The 20862-nt window shown below is 61.6% G+C and carries 21 protein-coding genes and 1 tRNA gene; 10 read left to right on the forward strand and 12 right to left on the reverse strand.

What is annotated here, in order from left to right; translation table 11 throughout:
* Nucleotides 1-20: 20 nt before the first annotated feature.
* The 3 genes from CTATCC11996_RS10860 (at nt 21) to CTATCC11996_RS10870 (ending at nt 4638) form a co-directional block, all read left to right on the forward strand.
* Nucleotides 21-1370, forward strand: coding sequence for a hypothetical protein (locus CTATCC11996_RS10860; protein WP_003075999.1), 1350 nt, complete (start codon nt 21-23; stop codon nt 1368-1370).
* A 64-nt stretch (nt 1371-1434) separates the two neighbouring features.
* On the forward strand, nt 1435-3561 hold the full coding sequence (ligA, locus tag CTATCC11996_RS10865) for an NAD-dependent DNA ligase LigA (protein WP_003076001.1): 2127 nt from the start codon (nt 1435-1437) through the stop codon (nt 3559-3561).
* Nucleotides 3562-3591: 30 nt separating this feature from the next.
* Nucleotides 3592-4638 carry a patatin-like phospholipase family protein gene (locus CTATCC11996_RS10870; protein ID WP_003076003.1) on the forward strand — a complete coding sequence of 349 codons (1047 nt, stop codon included), beginning with the start codon at nt 3592-3594 and terminating at the stop codon, nt 4636-4638.
* Nucleotides 4639-4681: 43 nt separating this feature from the next.
* Here CTATCC11996_RS10870 and CTATCC11996_RS10875 read toward each other — a convergent pair whose 3' ends face one another.
* The 3 genes from CTATCC11996_RS10875 to CTATCC11996_RS10885 form a co-directional block, all read right to left on the reverse strand.
* On the reverse strand, nt 4682-5032 hold the full coding sequence (locus tag CTATCC11996_RS10875; protein WP_003076004.1) for a DsrE family protein: 351 nt from the start codon (nt 5030-5032) through the stop codon (nt 4682-4684).
* Nucleotides 5033-5108: 76 nt separating this feature from the next.
* On the reverse strand, nt 5109-5987 hold the full coding sequence (dsbG, locus tag CTATCC11996_RS10880) for a thiol:disulfide interchange protein DsbG (RefSeq protein ID WP_050878851.1): 879 nt from the start codon (nt 5985-5987) through the stop codon (nt 5109-5111).
* A gap of 23 nt (nt 5988-6010) precedes the next feature.
* Nucleotides 6011-7432 (reverse strand): prolipoprotein diacylglyceryl transferase family protein, encoded by a 1422-nt coding sequence (locus CTATCC11996_RS10885; RefSeq protein WP_236597828.1) that lies wholly within the window; start codon nt 7430-7432, stop codon nt 6011-6013.
* A 184-nt stretch (nt 7433-7616) separates the two neighbouring features.
* Here CTATCC11996_RS10885 and CTATCC11996_RS10890 point away from each other — a divergent pair, with 184 nt between their 5' ends.
* The 4 genes from CTATCC11996_RS10890 to CTATCC11996_RS10905 all read left to right on the forward strand — a co-directional run bounded on the left by CTATCC11996_RS10890 (nt 7617) and on the right by CTATCC11996_RS10905 (nt 12009).
* On the forward strand, nt 7617-8291 hold the full coding sequence (locus tag CTATCC11996_RS10890; RefSeq protein ID WP_003076011.1) for a response regulator: 675 nt from the start codon (nt 7617-7619) through the stop codon (nt 8289-8291).
* On the forward strand, nt 8291-10114 hold the full coding sequence (locus tag CTATCC11996_RS10895) for an ATP-binding protein (RefSeq protein ID WP_003076014.1): 1824 nt from the start codon (nt 8291-8293) through the stop codon (nt 10112-10114). The genes CTATCC11996_RS10890 and CTATCC11996_RS10895 overlap by 1 nt, the downstream gene beginning before the upstream one ends.
* Nucleotides 10115-10294: 180 nt before the next feature.
* Nucleotides 10295-11014, forward strand: coding sequence for a c-type cytochrome (locus tag CTATCC11996_RS10900; protein WP_034348726.1), 720 nt, complete (start codon nt 10295-10297; stop codon nt 11012-11014).
* A gap of 17 nt (nt 11015-11031) precedes the next feature.
* The gene (locus CTATCC11996_RS10905; RefSeq protein WP_003076018.1) at nt 11032-12009 is read left to right on the forward strand and encodes a c-type cytochrome; all 978 of its coding nucleotides are present in this window, start codon (nt 11032-11034) and stop codon (nt 12007-12009) included.
* A gap of 286 nt (nt 12010-12295) precedes the next feature.
* Here the strand turns inward: CTATCC11996_RS10905 and cyoE are convergent, their stop codons facing one another.
* A complete protein-coding gene (gene cyoE, locus CTATCC11996_RS10910; RefSeq protein WP_003062379.1) occupies nt 12296-13201 on the reverse strand; it encodes a heme o synthase in 906 nt (301 codons plus the stop codon).
* 24 nt (nt 13202-13225) lie between these two features.
* Nucleotides 13226-14404 carry a COX15/CtaA family protein gene (locus tag CTATCC11996_RS10915; protein ID WP_034348809.1) on the reverse strand — a complete coding sequence of 393 codons (1179 nt, stop codon included), beginning with the start codon at nt 14402-14404 and terminating at the stop codon, nt 13226-13228.
* 509 nt (nt 14405-14913) lie between these two features.
* Between CTATCC11996_RS10915 and CTATCC11996_RS10920 the strand changes: the two genes are divergently transcribed.
* Nucleotides 14914-14987: transfer RNA gene (locus CTATCC11996_RS10920), tRNA-Gly, on the forward strand.
* Between the two features lie 27 nt (nt 14988-15014).
* Here CTATCC11996_RS10920 and CTATCC11996_RS10925 read toward each other — a convergent pair.
* Both CTATCC11996_RS10925 and CTATCC11996_RS10930 read right to left on the reverse strand, forming a co-directional pair.
* Nucleotides 15015-15632, reverse strand: coding sequence for a site-specific integrase (locus CTATCC11996_RS10925; RefSeq protein WP_003076024.1), 618 nt, complete (start codon nt 15630-15632; stop codon nt 15015-15017).
* A 55-nt stretch (nt 15633-15687) separates the two neighbouring features.
* Nucleotides 15688-16143 carry a universal stress protein gene (locus tag CTATCC11996_RS10930; protein ID WP_003076025.1) on the reverse strand — a complete coding sequence of 152 codons (456 nt, stop codon included), beginning with the start codon at nt 16141-16143 and terminating at the stop codon, nt 15688-15690.
* 242 nt (nt 16144-16385) lie between these two features.
* On the opposite strand from CTATCC11996_RS10930, the gene CTATCC11996_RS10935 reads away from it, so the two are divergent.
* Both CTATCC11996_RS10935 and CTATCC11996_RS10940 read left to right on the forward strand, forming a co-directional pair.
* On the forward strand, nt 16386-16943 hold the full coding sequence (locus tag CTATCC11996_RS10935; RefSeq protein ID WP_003076028.1) for a DUF1003 domain-containing protein: 558 nt from the start codon (nt 16386-16388) through the stop codon (nt 16941-16943).
* Nucleotides 16944-17043: 100 nt separating this feature from the next.
* Entirely contained in the window at nt 17044-17469 is a 426-nt protein-coding gene (locus CTATCC11996_RS10940) for a hypothetical protein (protein WP_003076030.1), read from the forward strand.
* 120 nt (nt 17470-17589) lie between these two features.
* Here CTATCC11996_RS10940 and CTATCC11996_RS10945 read toward each other — a convergent pair whose 3' ends face one another.
* The 5 genes from CTATCC11996_RS10945 to CTATCC11996_RS10965 all read right to left on the reverse strand — a co-directional run bounded on the left by CTATCC11996_RS10945 (nt 17590) and on the right by CTATCC11996_RS10965 (nt 20673).
* The gene (locus CTATCC11996_RS10945; RefSeq protein ID WP_003076032.1) at nt 17590-18000 is read right to left on the reverse strand and encodes a LexA family protein; all 411 of its coding nucleotides are present in this window, start codon (nt 17998-18000) and stop codon (nt 17590-17592) included.
* Nucleotides 18001-18279: 279 nt separating this feature from the next.
* Nucleotides 18280-18618, reverse strand: a complete 339-nt coding sequence (locus CTATCC11996_RS10950; RefSeq protein WP_003076034.1) for a DUF6616 family protein — start codon at nt 18616-18618, stop codon at nt 18280-18282.
* 10 nt (nt 18619-18628) lie between these two features.
* Complete coding sequence (locus tag CTATCC11996_RS10955) at nt 18629-19402, reverse strand: hypothetical protein (protein ID WP_003076036.1); 774 nt, start codon at nt 19400-19402, stop codon at nt 18629-18631.
* The gene (locus CTATCC11996_RS10960) at nt 19399-19893 is read right to left on the reverse strand and encodes a MarR family winged helix-turn-helix transcriptional regulator (RefSeq protein WP_003076038.1); all 495 of its coding nucleotides are present in this window, start codon (nt 19891-19893) and stop codon (nt 19399-19401) included. The genes CTATCC11996_RS10955 and CTATCC11996_RS10960 overlap by 4 nt, the downstream gene beginning before the upstream one ends.
* A 99-nt stretch (nt 19894-19992) precedes the next feature.
* Nucleotides 19993-20673, reverse strand: coding sequence for a hypothetical protein (locus tag CTATCC11996_RS10965; protein ID WP_003076040.1), 681 nt, complete (start codon nt 20671-20673; stop codon nt 19993-19995).
* Between the last annotated feature and the right edge of the window lie 189 nt (nt 20674-20862).

Genomic DNA, 20862 nt, shown 5'->3' on the forward strand with positions numbered 1-20862 from the left:
TTGAAGAACCGTTTTCTCACATGAGTAACTTGCAAATCAGTCTGGCCGTCATGGGAGTGGTGCTGTTGGCGCTGATCGTTGCCTACAACTCCTGGACTGCGCGCCGCAATGCGCCCAAGCGGGCCGAGCCTGAGGAGGAAAGCGCAGATCCTCAGCGTCTCGAGCCCGGAATGAACACCGTCGGTCATGGTGCGGACCTGACCAAATACCAGCATGAGCCCGTGCTCGGGGACTTCGGCAAGGCCATTCCCGGTACCGAGCCCCTGCAGATGCCCGAATCCGCAGGTCGCTTTGCCGAAGCCGATGCCGAGCTGGCCCGCCTGGTAGCACGCGAAGCCCATGAGGAAGCGCAGCGCCAGGAAGCCCTGGCTGCCGCCCAGCACAAAGCCGAGGAGACTGAGGCTGCGCATGCTGTGCAAGAGGTGACTGCTCAGCGCACGGAGCCAGCCATTGCTGCCGTGACCGAGCAGGCCGCGCAAGCAGTGGAGCCCGTGCTGACGGACGCTCCTCTGGCTGCTTCGATTCCTCCCGCCTCGTCAGTGGAGCGGCGCGGCCATCTGGATGCGCTGATCGATGCGATCGCTCCGATTACCGTGGCCCAGATTGTTCCTGGTGAAGTGGCCTTGCAGGCCCAGCCCAGCACCCGCCGTGCCGGCAACAAGCCCTTTGCCATTGAAGGCATGAACCAGGACAGCAAGCAGTGGGAGCCGTTGCAGACCGGCCAGCGCTATCTGGGCTTTCAGGCCGGTGTTCAACTGGCCAACCGTACCGGTGCACTCAACGAGATCGAGTTTTCGGAGTTCGTCACCAAGGTGCAGCGCTTCGCCGATGCGCTGGGCGCCATGGTCGACGTGCCCAATATGCTCAATGAGGTCTCGCGGGCACGCGAGCTCGATCAGTTCGCCAGCGAGCACGATGCGCAGCTGAGCTTTATGCTGCGTGCGCGTCAGGCATCCTGGAGTGCCGGTTATGTGCAGCAGAATGCGCAGCGCCTGGGCTTTGTCATCACGCCCATGCCGGGCCGCATGGTGCTTGCCTCTCCCATCCAGGGCCTGCCGCCGGTGCTGGTGCTGAACTACGACCCTCAGGCCGCCATGGGCGACGATCTGGATCAGTCCGTCGTGCGCGAATTCCTGCTCAGCCTGGATGTGGCCCAGGTGCCGAGAGGGCAGCAGCCGTTTGCGCGCCTGCGCCAGGTGGCGGAGCAGCTGTGCCAGACCATGGACGGAGTGCTCTGCGACCAGAATGGCTATCTGCTGCCGGTCTCGGCGCTGGACCCGATTCAGCATGACCTGGAGCTGCTCTACGACAAGCTCGACAGTGCAGAGCTGTCGGCAGGATCACTTCTCGCCAGAAGGCTTTTCAGCTAAAACAAACAGGGCCAACGATGTTGGCCTTTTTTATCCCAGACCGTGAATTTCCAGCGGGCAGAGCATGACCGAGAATTTAGACCTTTTTTCCGCTGAACCCCAGGGCCAGAAGCCGTCGGCAGCCATCAATGCAGGGGTGCCTGAAAGCGTGATGAGCAAGGCTGCGGCATTGCGTGGCCAACTCCATCAATGGGCACATGAGTACTACGTGCTTGATGCGCCCACGGTGCCCGACGGGGAATATGACCGCGTCTATCAGCAACTGGAAGCACTGGAAGGGGCTTACCCCGCACTCGTTACGCCGGACTCTCCCACGCAGCGTGTGGTTGGTGCTGTTCTGGACGGTTTGACTCCGGTTCGCCATGCCGTACCCATGCTGAGCATCCAGACAGAGACCGATAACGAGGCCACGGGTGCGATTGCCTTCGACCAGCGTGTGCGCAAGGAACTGGGGCTGGATGAATCCGCTGCTGCCATCGAATATGTGGCCGAGCCCAAGTTCGATGGCCTGGCCATGAATCTGCGTTATGAAAACGGCCGCCTGGTGCAAGCCACCACACGCGGAGATGGTGAGGTGGGGGAAGACGTCACGCACAATATCCGTACCATTCGCCAGATTCCACTGTCCCTGTCCGCAGGCCGCGATGTGCCGCCCGTGGTGGAGGTGCGCGGCGAAGTGCATATGGCCAAGGCCGATCTGGACAGGCTCAATGCGCGTCAGCAGGCCGCAGGTGCTAAGACCTTTGCCAATCCGCGCAATGCGGCTGCCGGATCGGTCCGTCAGCTCGACTCGAGTATCGCGGCTCAGCGCCCGCTGTCGTTCTTCGCCTATGGTCTGGGTGAGATCACGCCGCCGCAGCAGGGCGGGCCGGACTTCGGCACGCATTACGCCATGCTGCAGACACTGAAATCCTGGGGCTTTCCGGTTGCACCGCAAGTCAGTATTGCGCGGGGTGCTTCTGAACTGGTTGCGTTTCACGAACGCATCGGTGCCGAGCGCGCCAATCTGCCCTATGAAATCGACGGCGTGGTCTACAAGGTCAACAGCCTGGCCCTGCAGCGTCAACTGGGCTTCAAGTCGCGCGAGCCGCGCTGGGCCGTGGCGCACAAATATCCAGCGCAGGAGATGCCTACGTTGATGGAAGCCATCGATGTGCAGGTGGGACGCACGGGCAAGCTGACGCCCGTGGCGCGCCTGGCTCCTGTGCAGGTGGGCGGTGTGGTGGTGACCAATGCCACGCTGTCCAATCTGTTCGACATCCGCAAGAAGGGCGTGCGCGTGGGCGATCAGGTCATCGTGCGCCGTGCGGGCGATGTGATTCCCGAGGTGGTGGGGCGGGTGCCGGGCGAGCGGCCTGCTTATGTGCCCAACTTCCGCATGCCCAAGAGCTGTCCCATCTGCGGCAGCGAGGTGGTGCGTGAAAAAGGCGAGGCCAATCACCGCTGCACGGGCGGCCTGTTCTGTGGCGCGCAGCGCAAGGAAGCAATCCTGCACTTTGCTCACCGCCGTGCCATGGACATCGAAGGTCTGGGCGACAAGTTGGTCGATCAGCTCGTGGATGCCCAGGTGGTGCGAGTGCTGCCTGACCTTTACAGGCTGGGCTTGAGCTCGCTGGCAGCGCTGGATCGCATGGCCGAGAAATCGGCTCAGAACGTGCTGGCGGCCCTGGAGAAATCCAAGAGCACCACGCTGCAGCGCTTTCTGTTTGGTCTGGGCATTCGCAATGTAGGTGAGTCCACGGCCAGGGATCTGGCCAAGCATTTCGGCAAGCTCGACGCCATCATGGACGCCAGCGTGGAGGAGTTGCTGCAGGTCAAGGATGTCGGGCCGGTGGTGGCCGACAGCATTCACACCTTTTTTGCCCAACCCCATAACCGCGAGGTGGTGGAGCAACTGCGCGCCTGCGGTGTGCACTGGGACGAAGGCGAGCCGGCCGAGAAGGCGCCTCAGATTCTGGCCGGCATGACCGTGGTGCTGACCGGCACCTTGCCCACGCTGGGCCGCGACGCCGCCAAGGATATGCTGGAGGCGGCGGGTGCCAAGGTCTCGGGTTCGGTCAGCAAAAAGACCAGCTATGTAGTCGCAGGGGCGGAGGCGGGCAGCAAGCTGGCCAAGGCCGAGGAGCTGGGCGTGCCCGTGCTGGACGAGGCTGGCATGCTGGCACTGCTAAGGGGCGAGCAGCCCGGTTGAGTCGACTTTAGAAGCAGCAAGGAGGGCGACATGAACAAATTGCGACGCAAACCCGTTGTGGGCCTGGCCCTGGGCAGTGGCTCCGCAAGAGGCTGGGCGCATTTTGGCGTGCTGCGCGCGCTGCGCGAGGCAGGTGTCAGCCCCGACATCATCTGCGGCACCTCCATTGGCTCATTGGTCGGTGCAACCTATGCGGCTGGCGAAATGGATGCCTTCGAGAGTTGGGTACTGGGCCTGGGCAAGCGCAAGGTCTTCGGCTTCATGGATTTCAATCTGGGCGGCGGATTGCTCAAGGGCGAGAAGATCATCGAATTCTGGCGCGAGAATTTCGTCCAGGAAACCGTGGAGCAACTGGGAACGCCGTTCGGCTGCGTTGCCACCGATCTGCAGACTGGTGCCGAGGTCTGGCTGCGCAAGGGCTCGATTGCCGAGGCCGTGCGCGCGTCCATCGCCTTGCCCGGCCTGTTCACTCCGGTGATGCGGGAAGGGCGGCTACTGGTCGATGGCGGTCTGGTCAACCCGGTGCCGGTGTCGCTGGCGCGCGCCATGGGCGCTGACATCGTCATCGCCGTCGATTTGAATGCCGACATCATGCGCAGGCATATGAAGCCCGTGGACATGAGCGAGAGCGAGCTCAATCTGCATGCCCGCGAGCTCAGGGTCTCGCAACTGCATCTGGAAGAGGAGGAGCCCCCGGTACCTCTGGGTCAGATTCCCGAAGCTCTGGCGGCGAATGGCTCGCCGCTCGGCTGGACGGGGGCCTGGAAGCGCAGCATGACCAGCGTGAAGACATTGTCCTCGTCCGTCATGCGCAGGGGCCGCAAGGGGGAGGGGGATGCCGAGGACGATGCTTCTGTGCCTGTACCCTCGCTGGTCAATGTGGTCATGGCCAGTGTCAACATCATGCAGATGCGCATCACCCGCAGCCGCATGGCGGGTGACCCGGCCGAGGTGCTGATTGCTCCGCGCCTCTCGCATGTCGGGCTGATGGACTTCTACCGCGGGCGCGAATCCATCGATGAGGGCTATGTAGCAACCCAGCTGGCGTTGCCTGCGCTCAAGGACTGGGGTCTTTAGCCCGGGGCGCGCGGGGCTATGGAGTGCCGAGGATGCAGCCTGCTCAGCTGCGTATATAGGTCCAGCCATCCTGCTGCATGCGGGCGATGGCTTCGACGGCGCCCATGGGCAGTACCTGAATATTGTCCGGTGCGCTGATGCCGGCGTTCCTGAGCGTGTTGGGGCACAGCAGCACATGTGCCAGAGCCGGTCCCATGTCGTCCGGCTGCTCCAGTACGGCTTGCACGGCCTGGGCGTTGACGACAATCCAGACCTCCAGCTCGGGGTTGGCAGTTTTCAGGTTCTTGAAGTTGCCGCGTGCGCGGAGCAGCGCTTGCGTGCTGGGGGCATGCAGCACGATGCGGGTGTCGGGGTGCAGAGTGGGCAGCAGGGTGTTCCAGTCAGGTCGGCTCATGGTATTTGGGCAGATTTGCTATTGCAATGATAGCTGCTTGCAGATTCTGTGTAAGGGCTATACGACGGTTTGAATCCTAACGTGCTGGCGACTTGGCGGGAGCTTTGTCCATCAACTCGTCCAGCAGCCCGGGCGGCATGCCGGTGCGGATCTGCACCAGTCCCTGGGCATTCTTCCAGATCGTCGCGGGTGTGGCCCCTAGGCCTGCACTGCTCATCAGCGCGGCGTTGTTGGCCAGTGCATCGCGGGCCGACAGGGGGATGCGCTGCAGCGGTGCAATACCCAGGGCATCGGGATTCTTGCCATGAGCGTCGGCATAGGCCATGGCGTGGCTGGCAAGAGCTTGCTCGGGTGCCTTGGAGGCCAGAATGGCGGCGGCCTTGCCTTCGCTGCTGGGGCGCAGCATGCCCACCAGAATATGGCGTAACTGCAACTGGCCAGCTTGCACCAGTGGCCTGGCATCGCGCCAGAGCTGGTTGCAATAGGGGCAGTTGGGGTCGGTGAACACATAGGCGATGCGGGCGGCATCGGGCCTGCCGTCGCCAATCCAGTGTGTACGCTCCAGATCGGTCCAGAACCCCTGACCCATGGGCTTTTGCACGGCATTGTGCAAGGCTTTGGCGTTGACATCCTTGCCCTGGGCATCAATGACGGTGCCAATCACCCAGTGCTTGCCGTCAGGCATGCGGTAGATAGGGATGGGCTGCTGGTCGCGGTAGGCGGCCCAGGCCTTGAGGCCGCCGGAGCTCTGCATGGGACCCACGATCTGCAGGCCTTGCTCGGCGAGAAACTGTGCTGAGGGCAGTTCGCTGTTTGCCGCACTGCTTGCGGCAGCGCTGCTGGCGGCAATCACGTCGCGGGTATAGGCCACGGCCACCACGGTGGCTGCGGCTGCAGCGAAGATGGGGAGCGTCAGAGCCGCCAATTGGCGTGACAGGGGTTGTAAACGTGGCACGATAAACCTTTGTCCATCTTGAGTCATGGGGCCTGCGTTGGAGGCGCAATGATGCGCAACTGCTCGCTCAGGCTGGCGCGGGAGAGCTCCCCCGTACGGGTGGAGCGCAGGCGTCCGTTTGCGTCATAGAAATAGGTGGATGGCAAGGAGCGTTGCTGCCAGTGCTGACCGGCAAGCTGCTCGGGGTCCAGGAGCACCTGGGCCGGGGGTAGAGGCATGGACTGCAGATAGCGCAGGACTGCAGCGGCGTCTTCACCCTGGTTGATCCAGATGAAGCGCACGCCTGGATGGTCTTTTTGCGCTTGGGCCAATACCGGCATCTCGCGCTTGCAGGGCGGGCACCAACTGGCCCAGAGATTGATGACCAGCGGTTGACCGCCGTAGCTGCGCAGATCCGTGGGCTGAGCGGCAGCGTTGACCAGCGTCAAAGAGGGGAGTGAGGATGTAGGAGGCTCAACCCAATTTCGCAGTGCGTAGGCTGCCATCAGAATGAAGGCGCCCACACCCAGGGACTGCAGTACGCCACGTTTCAAGGTCACATGGCTGCGGCAGCTCCAGGCTGCCCAGAAAGCCGCCACCAGCAGTCCGGCCCAGAGGTTCCAGCCGCCGTCGCGAATATCCAGAATCTGCAGCGCGTTGGCGGGGGATACGCTCACTGGTGCCCAGTACTCGGGCCACCATTGCACGACGTAGGCCGCGCGCGCTGCCACCATTCCAGCAAGCGTGGAGTGAAGCAGCAGAGCCTCTACAGGCTGATCGCTTTGCCGCTGCTTGAGCCGCGCCCACCACTGGCTGGCAAGCAACGCCAGAAAAGCGGCAAGAGCCATGGTGGGCAGAGCGAGAGGGCCTATCCGCACGCTGGGGGGCAAGGCCAGTGCCTGCAACAAACCGGGCTGAGTTGTTTGCGTGTTGTCTTCGCTCAGGGCTGGAGTCGGGGCATCCGCATTCCTGTCCGTGCCTGCTTGAGCGGCGCTGATGCTTTGCTGCTGTACCGGGTAGCAGATGCCTATCTCGGCACAGCCCTGCCATTGCAACTCCAGTGGCCATTGCGCCGACCGTTCAGGCAGCGCAGCCTCAATGCGCAACTCCTGATGAAAGACCTGCACACGGCCAAAAAAGGCATCGCTCAGGGTCCGACCTTCAGGAATCTGCAGCGGTATCGGCTGCCCCTGAGCATCGAGCAGGCGCAACTGGTCGCGGTAGAGATAGTGACCAGGGGCAATGTTCCAATGCAGCTCCAGCAGGCGGCGGCCATCAGCCTCTGTTTTGATGGCGCTTTGCTCGGGGTGTACCAGCTCGAACGCCTGTTCCGCACTCAGGACTTCGGGTTGCGCAGCGGGCTCGTCGGCATTCAGGCTGGGTAGGGTCAGCGGCTGTGCCCCGGCAGTCATCCCCGTCAGCAGGACTGAAAGCACAACGAGGGCTGCGGCAGAGCGAAGAGACATGAATGGTGGCGGCTGAATGTCTTGGATGAGGCAGCCCTGCATCTTGGGTGCAAGGGATTAAGCAGGGGTTAACGCTGCGAAAAGATAAATCTGCGATGCTCGGCCGATTCGGATAAACAAGGCGCGTAACGGGTACTCACATCTCCGGATGTGATGGTGCGGGTGGCGGTTGCGCAGTGAAAAAATGCATGTGCTGTTAGTGGAAGATAACGCTTTGGTCGCCAGCGGGGTGAAGGCGGGCCTGCAGCTACAGGGCTTTGGCGTGGACGTGGTGGGTTGTGCGAGCCAGGCTGATGCGGCGCTCAAGTCCTCCCACTTCGATGTATGTGTGCTGGATCTGGGTCTGCCCGATGAGGACGGTCTGCATCTGCTGGCGCGGTGGCGCCGTCAGGGGCTGGAGCTGCCGGTGCTGGTGCTGACCGCACGTGATGCAGTGGACCAGCGCATTGAAGGCTTGCAGACCGGGGCTGACGACTATCTGGTCAAGCCCTTCGATCTGCACGAGCTGGCGGCGCGACTGCATGCGCTGCTGCGACGGGCGGCGGGACGTACTGTGGACTGGATTGTGCTGGGCGATGTCAAAGTGGATCTGGCCGCCGGCCAGGCCATACGGGAGGGCAGCATCGTGGACCTGTCGCGTCGTGAATGGGCGTTGCTGCGCGCGCTGCTGCAGTCGCCGGGGCGAGTGCTGAGCCTGGAGCAACTGCGCGACAGCCTCTATGGCTACAGCCTTGATGTGGAGAGCAACGCGGTCAATGTACATGTGCACCATCTGCGTCGCAAGCTGGGCTCGGATATGGTGGAGACCGTGCGTGGTGTGGGTTTCAGATTAGGGCGCGTGCAGGGAGGCCGTTGCTGATGCGCAGTCTGCGGGTCCGTTTGCTGGTCTGGCTGTGTCTGGCGCTGTGCACGTTGTGGGGCGGTGTGGCCGCCTGGATGTTTGCCGACATGAGGCATGAGCTGCGTTCCGTGCTCGACGACCGACTGATTGCATCGGCCCGCATGGTGGCGGGCATTGTCCACCAGTTCAAGCCGCACAACACCAGTCCCGAGGACTGGGGGCCCATGCTCAATGTGGTGGCGCGTGATGGTGTGGCTTGCGAGGTCAGCATGATTCGCAGCGAAGTGCATACCGCGCCTACGCATGATGCTATGGATCCGGATGCAAGTGCTGTGTCGGACCAGGCGAGCGGCAAGGCGGCTCGACCGGCACTGATTCCGGCATCTCCGCTGGATGCACCGCGCACCAAAACTGCAAAGACCGGCCGCGCCGGGGATTCCGCAGATACGGTTCCCGAGCGGGCGACCGAGCCTACCGATTCTCAGGTACTGGCTCGCACTGCGGGTGCGCCCAGCTTCCAGGGGCCGCTGCCGCTGGGCTTCTCGAGCATCACCAAAGGCGGCAAGCCCTGGCGTACCTATGTGCTTGAGGAGCATGGTGTGCGCATTGCCACGGCCGACCGTATCGATGTGCGCGAGGGACTGATCCATGGTTTCGCCTACACCATCATCCTGCCCTTTGTGCTGGCGCTGCTGGCCAGCATGGTGTTGATGTGGTGGGGAGTGACGCGCGGCCTGCGCCCCCTTGAGTCGCTGCGCCAGGAGTTGAGCGAGCGTCCGCCCGGGGATGATTCGCCCGTGGCGCAAGGCAGGCAGGTCAAGGAGCTGGCACCATTGGTGCAGACCATCAATCACCTGCTGCAGCGCGTGCATAGAGCCATTGAGCGCGAGCGTCGCTGGAGCGACGATGCCGCCCATGAGCTGCGCACTCCGCTGACTGCCGTCAAAACGCATGTGCAGGTGGCGCAGATGGCGGTGGCCAATGCGGGGTCTCAGATGGTGGCTTTGAGAGATCAGCTCGGCGCCGGAAAAGCGGATGCTGCGCCCAGGCCGATTTCGGAGACTGCGCAGTGGCAGATGACCCGGCAGGCGCTGGAGCAGGCGGGGGAGGGCGTGGAGCATTTGCAGCACACGCTTGAGCAATTGCTGCTCTTGGCCAGGCTGGATTGTCAGCCGGTGAGCGAAGATGCAGGAGGCTCTCGTGCCATGGCCTGCGGTAGCGAACCCGCCTGTGCCTGGGAGGCTCTGGAAAAGGCCTGGGGATTGGCTGCCACTGCCATTCCTTCGGGCTCGCTGCGCCTGCGCTGGTTGCCTCAGCAAGCCCTGAACGACATCAGGCTGCAGGACTTGCGTGTGGCCGTACCTCAGCCTCTGCTGGTGTCTGCATTGCGCAATCTGATGGAAAACGCCTTGCGCTATGGGCAGCAGGCAGGTGGCGAGCCGGGCGACTCTGCGGTACTGCTCGGCTTGCGCCATGTTGCGCAGCTGGCGCAGTTCGGCTGCGACAAGCCTCAGACGATGCCTGTCAATCCTGCCGGTTATGTGGAGTTCACGGTGGTCGACCATGGGCCAGGGCTGAGCAGCGAGGACTGTGCTGTGGCGACCCAGCGCTTCTGGCGCAAGCAGCATCAGGCTCATGGCAGCGGCCTGGGATTGGCGATTGTGCAGCGCATTGCACACTGCAGCGACGGTGAGCTGGAGCTGCTGCCCTTGGCCAAGTGGCAGCAGCATAAGGGCTATGCATGCGAACAGGTGCACAACGGCCTGGCGCCAGAAGCGACGACAGGGCTGGTGGTGCGTTTATGCCTGCCGGTGAAGCCCTGTGCTGCGCCGCCTGATTAGTCAGCTTGGGGGCCAATTGTTTGCAGCATTAATTGGCTCTTAATCTTCTATAAGTATCTTTGGGCAATGTGCTTGCTGTCATTGGGCTGCTTTGGCTCGTGACATTCCAGGCCAGACGTCGGCGTTCAGCACACGCCTGATGTGCGGCAGATCTGAGCCGCCTAAACCTCCATTCCCAAGATGAATCGCTTGAACACAAAGACTCTGCCCCGGTCGTGGGTGGCTGTCGGCATTTCCATGCTGATGGCGACCAGCGCCTGGGCGCAAGAACCTGCTGCCGCCAAGGCTGCATTGAACGGCAATGCCGCTGCCGGTGCAAAGATCGCTCAGTCCGGCTCGGCCGGCGGTGCGGCTGCCTGCGTCACCTGCCATGGTGCCAAGGGCGAGGGCCAGCCTGGCTTCCCCGCACTGGCGGGCCAGCACGCCGGTTACCTTGAGCGTCAGCTGAACCAGCTGGCGGCTGGTGCTCGTCAGTCCGCTGTCATGGCTCCCATGGCCAAGGCCTTGAGCGAGCAGGAGCGCGCCGATGTGGCCGCCTATTACGCCAGCCTGCAACTGCCCATCAAGAGAGTGCGCGGTGCATTGCCCGGCAAGAGCGACGATGGCGGTGCCTGGCTGGTCGAGCGCGGCCGCTGGGCCGACGGCATTCCTGCCTGTGCGCAGTGCCATGGCCCAGGCGGAGTAGGCGTGGGCAAGGACTTTCCGGCCATCGGCCATCTGACAGCCGACTATATGCAAAGTCAGATCGATGCCTGGAACAAGGGGCAGCGCGAGGCCGGCCCACTGGGTCTGATGGGGGCTGTGGCCAAGAAGCTCACGGCCGATGACGTCAAGGCCGTTGCAGCGTACTACCAGCGCCTGCACAACCCCGCTGCTGCAGCAGCAACCGCCAAGCCTTAAGAGTTCGGGAGTTGACAATGTCGGACAAACAACAAACTGCTTCCAAAAGCTCCAATCTCGCTGAATACACCGTGGTGGCCTGCCTGTTCGCAGGTCTGGGCGGCGCGCTCTGGTATGGCATGAGCATCAGCAGTCCCAAGAAGGCCGAGGAACCAGCCAAGGTGGCTGCGCCTGCTGCGGAAGCCAAGGCCGTGACAGTGGCTGCCAAGCCCGGCGAATTCACACCTCCCGGCGTCAGCGACTACCCGGAAGGCCCCATGGGCGAGTGGGTGCGTCGTGGCGAAGCGATCTTCACACGCACGCCGGTCAATGCCGTGGGCTTTTCGGGCAATCCGCTGAGCTGCACCAATTGCCACCTCGACGCTGGTCGCTTGAAGGGCGCAGCACCCATGTGGGGGGCCTACCCCATGTACCCGGCCTATCGCAAGAAGACCGACCATGTGGACACTTTTGCCGAGCGCGTGCGCGGCTGCTTCATGTACTCCATGAACGGCAAGGCACCGGACGACGGTCATGACATTCTGGTGGCGTTGGAGTCCTATGCCTACTGGATGGCACAGAAGGCCCCCACGGGCGAGAAGCTGCCCGGTGCAGGTTTCAAGAAGGCGGGCAAGCCTGAAGAGACTCCCACCTATGAAGCCGGTGCCAAGGTTTATGAAGCCAAGTGCGCGCTATGTCACGCTGCAGACGGCAAAGGACAGTTTGTCGGCGACGTGGCCGTGTTCCCGCCGCTGTGGGGCAAGGACTCCTATAACTGGGGCGCCGGCATGCATGACATCGACAAGGCGGCCAACTTCATCAAGAACAACATGCCCTACGGCAATGCAACGCTGAGCGATCAAGAAGCCTGGGATGTGGCAACCTTCATCAACAGCCAGGAGCGTGGCCAGGACCCGCGCTTCAACGGCAATCTGCAGGCCACGGCTGAAAAGCACCATGGCAAATACTCCATGTATGGCAAGGAAGTAAACGGCAAGCTGCTCAAGGGTCTGTAAATGGACGCTTGATCAGGTCTGCTGGATGCAGGCTCAAGGCCAGCCCTGTAGTCTGGGCTGGCCTTTTTTGTGATCGGGGTGGCCAGACTGTGTGTCCAGCTAGGCAGCCGTTGAGCCATCGACGGTACGTTGCGCTCTGGTCACGGAGCCCAGGGTTTGGCAGGGCTGCACAAGATCCATTGAATCCGCACTCAAGCGTAGATTCGGAAAGCACGGGAAGATCACTTTCCGACAGACGTAGAAAAGCCCGGCGAGCCGGGCTTTTGCAATGGCAGGGCTTGAAAGATCAGGCCATGAACAGGTAGTGATCCACGAGCAGGGCGAGAAACAGCAGGCTCAGGTGAAGCAGTGAAAAACGGAAGGTGCGGCGCGACAGCTCGTCCGAGTAATTGCGGTACAGGGCTACGGCATAGGCGATGAAGCCAGCGCCAAGAACGACAGCCGCGAACAGATACAGCCAGCTGCTCATGCCGTACATGAAGGGCAGCAGACCGGCCGCAAACAGCACAACGGTGTAGAGCAGAATCTGCAGGCGCGTGTATTCGCTGCCATGGGTCACGGGTAGCATGGGCAGGCCGGATTGGCGGTAGTCCTCCACGCGGTACAGGGCCAGGGCCCAGAAGTGGGGCGGAGTCCAGAGGAAGATGATGAGGAACAGAATCAGCGCCTCGGGGCCGACATTGCCTGTCATGGCGGCCCAGCCCAGCACGGGCGGCATGGCGCCAGAGGCTCCGCCGATCACGATGTTCTGTGGCGTGGCGGGCTTGAGAACCACGGTGTAGATCACCGCATAGCCGACAAAGGTAGCCAGCGTCAGCCACATCGTCAGCGCATTGGTCCAGACCAGCAAAATCGTGGCGCCAATCATGCAGAGAATGGCCGAGAAGGCCAGTGCCTGCTGACTGGAGAGTTCACCGCGCGCCGTGGGGCGCCAGGATGTGCGCTTCATCTTGGCATCGATATGACGCTCCACCAGGCAGTTGAAGGCCGCAGCGGCGGCCGCTACCAGCCAGATGCCGACGCAGGCAACGCCCATATGTATCCACTGATTGGCTGTGGGCCAACCAGGAACGGCCAGCACCATGCCGATAAGGGCGCAGAACACGATGAGCTGCACCACGCGCGGCTTGGTCAGTGCATAGAACTGGCTGATTCGCGAGGTGTTATTCAACAAGGCTTCACTTTGACTCATGCAATCACTCTTTTACGCTATGCCTCAGGTGGGGCGGCGCGCCATTTCGGGCCCGGGGGCGGCGACGGCATTTGCGCGCGTCACGGCCAGACTCCAGACCACAATCGTTACCAGGGCCGCGGCTCCACCGGTGTGAAGCACGGCCGCAACCAGGGGCCAGTCCAACACCACGTTGGACAGACCCGTCAAAACTTGCAGCACCGCAAAAAATCCCAGCAGCCGGCGCTGCTTGGCCAATGCAGGAGCATGGCGCAATGCCCACCACAGACCCGCCAGTGCCAGAACCACCACATAGGCCGCCATACGGTGGGTGTAGTGAATGGCGGTCAGCGCTTCGAAGCTGATGTGGCTGCCGTCCTTGAGCATGCCCAGAGGGCGCCAGATCTGCAGCGCTTCGGCAAAATTCATGGCTGGCCACCAGCTACCCTGACAGCCGGGGAAGGTCGTGCAGGCCAGCACGGCGTAATTGGTGCTGACCCAGCCGCCCAGGCTGACCTGGACGATGAGCAGCGCCAGGCAAAGCCACAGCACGATGCGCAAGCGTCTGGCGATCAGGGCTGGAGAGCGGCCAGCTTGCTGCTGGCTCAGGCCCGATGCGGGAATGGCGAGCAATGCCAGCAAGCCGGTACCGCCCAGCAGGTGCAGCGTGACGATGGCTGGAAACAGTTTCATGGTGACTGTCAGCGCCCCAAAAGCGCCTTGTATGCAGACCCATACCAGAGCCAGAGTCGGCCACCAGGGGTTGGCAGCGCCTCTGAAAGAGGTGTGTTGACCCGTTTGCCTGGCTGCACGTGCCTGCTTCCAGCTCATGACTGTCATGGCAATAATGAGCACGCCGACCGTGGTCGCCAGATAGCGGTGAATCATTTCCACCCAGGCCTTGCCATGGGTGACCGGGCCGGTCGGCATGGAAGCTTGCGCCTCGGAGATCTGGGCATGCGCTGCGATAGGGCTGGCCGTGCCATAGCAGCCAGGCCAGTCAGGGCAGCCCAGGCCCGAGTCTGTCAGACGTGTGAAGGCGCCGAATAGAACCAGATCGAAGGTCAGGAACAATGTCAGCACGCATAGCGCCTGCAGACGTTTGCTGGGGCCGGTGCCCCGACTGCGCCACCAGACCCAGCACAAGGGCCCCAGGGCCAGCACCAGACCGAAAGCCATCAGCTCCAGTGCAGGAGCCAGGTCGTATAGCTGCTGCTCTGTCATGCCGTAACTCCGCAGACTGGCTTCCATCGTCCAGCCGCCTGTGCTTCAGACAGGGCACGGCGGTCAGCGGGCAAGAAAAAATCGCAGAAGCAAAGCGGCATGATTCGGCAGGGGCGTTCAGTACTTGGCCAGTATTTACAGAAATTATTGAAGATCTTGGTCAAGCGCAAAAACGAGAGGAACCTGCTTGGTCATCATGAGACTTGCGTGCTCCAGGACCAGGACTTTGCTCGACGCTTGGAGCAGCAGTTGAATGCAGGCTCTTTGATCCCGCACAATTTTACCCATGTGATTTGAGGCTAAGCAGTCGTGACCGGAGTGTCCCTAACAAAGAGGAAGAAAGGCTTGTCCTCAAAACCCTGCCTTCGGGGAAACTCCGAGGCAAAAAATTGCCAAAATGCTCCGATTTTGAACCGAGGCTACATAGCCTTGATGTACGATAGCCCCAGCTCGCAGCCTGGAACTGTGAGCCTGTCAAAGACAGCTGCAGTCGCGGCTTCGTCGCAGACGCGGGCGTCGTTCAATGGTAGGACTCTTGCTTCCCAAGCAAATAACGTGGGTTCGATTCCCATCGCCCGCTCCAGATTTACCCTTCTAGAACAAAGACTTGTCACGATCTTTGTTTTTTCGGGGGAGTTCGTGGGGAGTTTTGTCCGATAAAGGACTCCAGCTTCGCCTGCTCTATATCCCCCTGACCGTCGTCCAGCCACTTGGAATAGACGTTCAAAAACATCTCCACCGAATGCCCCATCTGCTTGGCTGCATAGGCCGGCGTGGCACCTGCCATAAGCAGCATCGTCGCATAGGTGTGGCGCATGTGGTTGGGCGGGCGGTACCGAATGCCCAGCGCCTTGAGCATCGGCACCCAAAAAGGGTTGCGAAACCGCTTGTCGTCTGCCCAGGGCTCGCCATGCGTCGGGTCGGCGAAGATCGTTTGTGAATCTTTGGGCGCGGCCTGGCTCATGACGTCGCCGGCCAGGCTGCCGAGTTGCGCCCTCGGGGTCTGTTCCTTCTGCCTTTCCAGCGCATCCAGGGCCCGGCTGTTCAGGCTGACCAGGCGGGCCTTGTTGGTCTTGGTCTGCTTGCGCAGGCCCTTGACGACCGCTTCGTGGATCAGCACCTGCTTCTTGTTCCAGTCGATGCTGTGCCAGCGCAGGGCCACCATCTCGCTGGTGCGCAGACCTGAGAAGAATCGGAATGCGATCAGATTGCTGGCAGCATTGGGCATCACCGCCGCAGGTTTGGGCGGCTTGATCGCCGCTATCCGCTGGTGGTGACCGCGCTTACTCTTTGACCACAGGCCTGTGCACCAGCACCGGAATGTGGCTGTTCACCAGCACGCGCTGGGTTTCGCTGCCCAGCAAAATGCCGGCAATGCCCTTGCGGCCGTGCGATGCCATGCAGATCAGGTCGCAGTGGCTGTCCTCGGCCTGTCGGATGATGGCCTTGTGCACCGATGCATTCATGGCTCGCGCAGTCTTGCAATCCACCCCCTCGGCCCTGGCAATGTTCTGCACCTCTTGCAACACCCTGTCGGCCGTTTTCTCGGCGTCCTTGTTCAGGTCGTTGGTGTTGTAAGTCATCATCGCCTCGCCGGTATACATCAAGGCGGCATAGTCCGGCATCACATACAGCACCGTCACCTGGGAGTCTTGCTCCTTGGCCAGCTGCATGCCCGCGCGCAGCGCGGCTTCCGAGAGTTTCGAGCCGTCCGTAGGAATCAGAATGTGCTTGAACATTTTCAGCCTCCTTGCGCGCCAGCGCATGTGCGATTGCCAATCAACTCTAACTTAACGATTGCCATAATCAATACTCACACTCCGGGGCAGCGATTGCAACACCTGGCGTCAATATTCAAGCCTTCGCTGCTTGTGCTTCTTGCCGCATATCGGTGGCTGCGGCGCGACAGGGCGCAAGGTAGGCGCCAGGGTTGGGTAGCATGCTGACGATGTCTTCATCCTTCGGATGACAAGGAAGTCCCATGCTCAACACGGATACCGTTGCGAAGAGGCTGTTTGGAGCCTCCGCAGATACCTTGGACGAAAGAGCGCTCAAGGTCGCCCAGCACATTGCCCGGCGCAAACACATCTCGCGCAATGTGGATGAGGAGCTGGATCAAACGCCGCCCACCTTCGGCCAGCGCGCAGCTGATGCTGTCGCCACCTTTGGCGGCTCCTGGGCCTTTGTGCTCCTGTTCTGCGCAACGATGGTGGCCTGGGTCGGCCTCAACTCCCTGCTGCTATGGGCACGCGGCTCCACGTTCGACCCGTATCCCTACATTCTGCTGAACCTGTTTCTGTCCATGCTGGCAGCCATCCAGGCGCCCATCATTCTCATGTCGCAGAACCGCCAGGCAGACAAGGACCGCATCCGCGGCGAGCACGACTACGAAGTCAACCTCAAGGCCGAGCTGGAGATCATGCTGCTGCACGAAAAAATCGACGAGCTGCAAAAAACGCAGTGGAGCGAGCTCATCACCATCCAGAGCGAGCAACTGCAACTGCTGCGCCGGTTGGCGGACGGGCATCGGCCCATCTAGCCACGCAGGCATTGTGCGTGGTGCTCTCGCATCCGCAGTGCAGATCGCCATCAACGGCTAGGGCGGTAGTACGATTCGCCAATAGCAACTTGGAGAGGGTATGGGCAAATCGACGTATCGCGCATTGGTGATTGCTTCGCTGGGCATCCCATTATTCGGAATGCTGGTGGAATATGGCTTTGATCTCGTGCCCCATGAGCTAACCGACCTTTCCCAGAGCCTTCTGATGCAGTCAGAGGTCGGCCCCACGGACTGGATCTTCTTGCTGGCGCTTTCGGTGCTCGTGGTGCTCGGCCTCATTTCCTTTTACGGGCTGCTGTGGTTCAGAGCATGGGCACCTCGGTTTACCCTGTGGTCTTCTGTTGCGACCGCAGTCGTCGCATGTTTCAGCCCGCCGATTGTGCTGTCCGGCCTGGGGAACGCGACATCGGGCTTGGGCTTTGCGCTGTTTGGCGCAGTGCTTGCATTGCCGTACTACGCACCCGAGGTGCGAGAGATGTTCTGGCCCTCCAAGCCAGAGGCCTGAACAAAAGCCCCTGTCAGGGGCTTTTTGCATGGCAAAGCGCTTTCGACTATCAAAGCGGACTATCTACGTTATGCGCGGCATGCTTCAACAGCGGCGTGCATTGTGCCGGTGCGCATGTATTCATTTTGCAAAGCGCTTGATGCAGCTGGTGACGACGCCCCATATCTCCAGCGTCTGTCCTTCCGGCGGCACAACGTCGGGGTAGGTGGGGGCGCCTGCCTTGAGCTTGCAGGTGTCGCCATCGCCGTCCAGCACTCTGATGACGAGTTCGCGCTCGACAACCGCCACGACGATGCTCCCATCACGAGCGCGCAACTCCCTGTCCACCACGACGATATCGCCGTCATCGATGCCGTGTTCCTGCATGGACGGGCCGGTCACGCGCAGCAGGAACGTGGCCTTGGGGTGCGTGACCAGCAGGTCTGTAATATCCAGCCGCTTGCCTGCAAAGTCATTGGCGGGCGAGCCTGTGCGCGCGCTGCGATCAGCCAGCGGCAAAGTAACCGGGGAAGCGATCAGTTGGACGGGCATACAACTCATGAGACGATGACTGTGCATACGTACAGTGTAGCGGTTGATGCAACTCAGGTGTTGTGAACCCACGTTGATGTCGCATGCTTTCCACGCGATATTGCGCCCGGTTCTGTGCGAAGCCGGGGTCCAATGTTGTGTTGCATATGCTGCGCCGAAGGCTGGCCAGCCCACAGTGGCGACTGTGGCTGGTGGCCATTAAGCGGGCATTAGCGGGCACTAGAAAATGACTAGCCGCATGCATTGCAGATGCATAACGGCATTATCGGAATTACTGCGCTACGCGGCAGCTAGAGCAGCCAAGTGTATATCCGCCGCCCCTTGAGTGCTGACTGCATTCACATGGTCAAAGTAGTCGTACCAGCCGCTGGCTTTGATGCCCGCCAGCAGGGCGTCACGAGCGGCCTGGTCAGGAAAGCGCCAAATGCCAAGGAATTTATGCGCGGATCCTTGGTCGATGTTGGAGTCCGTTTCTGCCAGAGAGAGGACTTCGACACCGAGGCTGGAGAGTTGATTTAAGGCGAGTCCGATGCCGCCGAGAAAGTGTTGCCTTTGTTCGGCGGGCAGTGCGAGCCAAGCCGAATTGGGGGTGTAGAGCTCTACGAGGTAATGAGACATGGTTCCACTTTCACTTGAGATTGCGCAGTGCGCGTTGACATATACGTTGTGTGGCGGCGGCTTGGGAGCTTTGAAGCCATTGGGCACAGATGTCACGTACCCAGGTTGACTGGTCCTTGGCGGCATCATTGAGCCAGTTGGCGACCGAGTCCTGCACGTAGACCGAAGGGTCGCTCTTCAGAGCTGAGAGCAACGGCAGCGCTTGTTCAGGCGAGCGTTTGAGCTGTGAGATATGCGTGCTCCACACACCGCGGGGACGCAAAACCTCGCACGCGAATCGTCGGACACGCTCAGAAGGATCTTGTGTCCATGGCATCAGCTGTGCGATAGCCGCAGCTAGGTCTTGCACCAGGTGCGGCCGCATCGCCATCCAAGCCCATTCACGCACACCAAAATGGGCGTCGTCTGCCAGCGGGCGCATTGCGGCCAGCCGTACACCGAGATCTAGGTGAGGCTGAGCACCGACTATGAAACACGCCCAGCCGCGTGCCATATCGGCGCGGTGCGTTTGGCACTGTGCAATGCCTTCAGTACCCAGGGCCTCCAGCAAGACTGCGCCGATACGGGCCATGCGTTTGAGCACGCCCAGCTGGCAGGCTTCATCGATCGTGTTCAGGGTGTGAGCCGTAAGTGCCGGAAGGAGTGTTCGTGCCAGTACGGCCTGGTCGACTGCCAGGCATTCAGCCAGCGTTGCACATTCCAACTCTCCGCGCGATAGTGCATGCAGAACGTCCCGAGGAATGTCAGCGGTGCGCGTCGCGCCTTTGCGGACTTGATCTCTCATGATTCAACGTCCGATTTAGGGCCTCGTACTTTCTCCAGCAGCGCTGCTAGCTGCTTTCGTTCAGGTACAGACAGGTTGCCAAACAGGCCTGCAATCCACCGGCCATGCTGGTCGATAACGGTACTGGCGATCTGTTTTCCTTTTGAGGTGAGCCGAATGCAAAGTGCCCGGCGGTCTTCGGCGTTGGCCTGACGCTCAATCAGGCCTTCGCGCTCCAGTCCGTCTAGCAGGCCGGTCACCGTGGCTCGGGTGACCCCAGCCTGTTCGGCCAGCGCGTTGGGTGCGAGTCCGTCAGGCGCCACATCGAGAAGGAACAACAGCACAAAGCGCCCCTCAGACAAACCATGAGGGGCCAGCAAAGCAGCACAGTCGCGGTCGATGTTTGCAGCCATCGACAGCACTTGAAAACACAGCTGAATGCCATCCACATCGGGAAGCTTGCGTCGTTGCGCTTCTTCAATTAGCGCCTGGTACTTTTGTTCAAGCTTCATTAGTTAGCCAAAATATAATATGGTGGCTAATTATATGGGCAAATTCACTTCGTGAGTAGCAGGCACCTGTGCGGGCCGAGGCCCGCGCCTTCATCCCGGTCAGTTGGTGGCAAAGCAGTACATCAACCCGGCGCTGCCGCTTTGCTGGAGTTGCTCAACGCTGCAGCCGCGTGTGCCGTGCGATGAGTTCCACGAGGCATTGGCCACAGGGGCGGGGTTGGTGCCCTTGTGGTCGTGGTGGCCCACGATGGCGGAGCCGTCATCGCTCTTGGTCCAGTTGCCGCAGGTGGTGTCTTTACCGGGCTCGGGCACGGCCAGGGTGCCGTCAGGGCGCGAGCCGGTGAGGATGTCGTGGCGGTTGACTTCATCTCCGAAGCCCGAGACGACTTCGCCCTTTTCGGTCAGCGAGGTGTCTTTGCCGACCTTGGCATTGGCGCTGTGCAGGTCGGCCACGCTGGTGGCAATGACCACGCCCTTGGCGTTGCGCCACGGCCCGTTGCCGATGCGATCGCGCGCATTGACGGCCGGTTGTCCGTTCAGGGCAGCATTGCTCAGGTAGGCGTGCCAGGTCTTGTTGCCTGCGCCAACGCTTGCGGCCAGCGACTGGCAGTAGCGGTCGGCCCCGGCCAGCCCGCCCAGGTCGCCGCCCTTGCCGGGGTTGGTGCTGGTGATGAAGAAGCTCATGGGGTTGCCGCCCGACGACCCCATGGCGCCGCAACCCACAATCAGTGCGGCAGCCGCAAGGGCGGTGCTGGCGGAAAGAACCAAACGACGGGACATGGCAGGCTCCTGAGCAATGGTGGAGCACGCAGGCTAACGCAATGGGGTGTCAGCGGCAATATGAGCTGTTGTGTGAGCTGGGCCCGGCGCAGTGGCCCTTGCACAGATAGACGGGGCCGCCTGAATGGCCGCTGTGCAGGGTGGCGGTTTTGTCTTCACCGCCTTTGTGTACCTCTTGAGGGTAGGTGC

This window comes from Comamonas testosteroni ATCC 11996, from assembly GCF_000241525.1.
Classification (GTDB): Bacteria; Pseudomonadota; Gammaproteobacteria; order Burkholderiales; family Burkholderiaceae_C; genus Comamonas; species Comamonas testosteroni.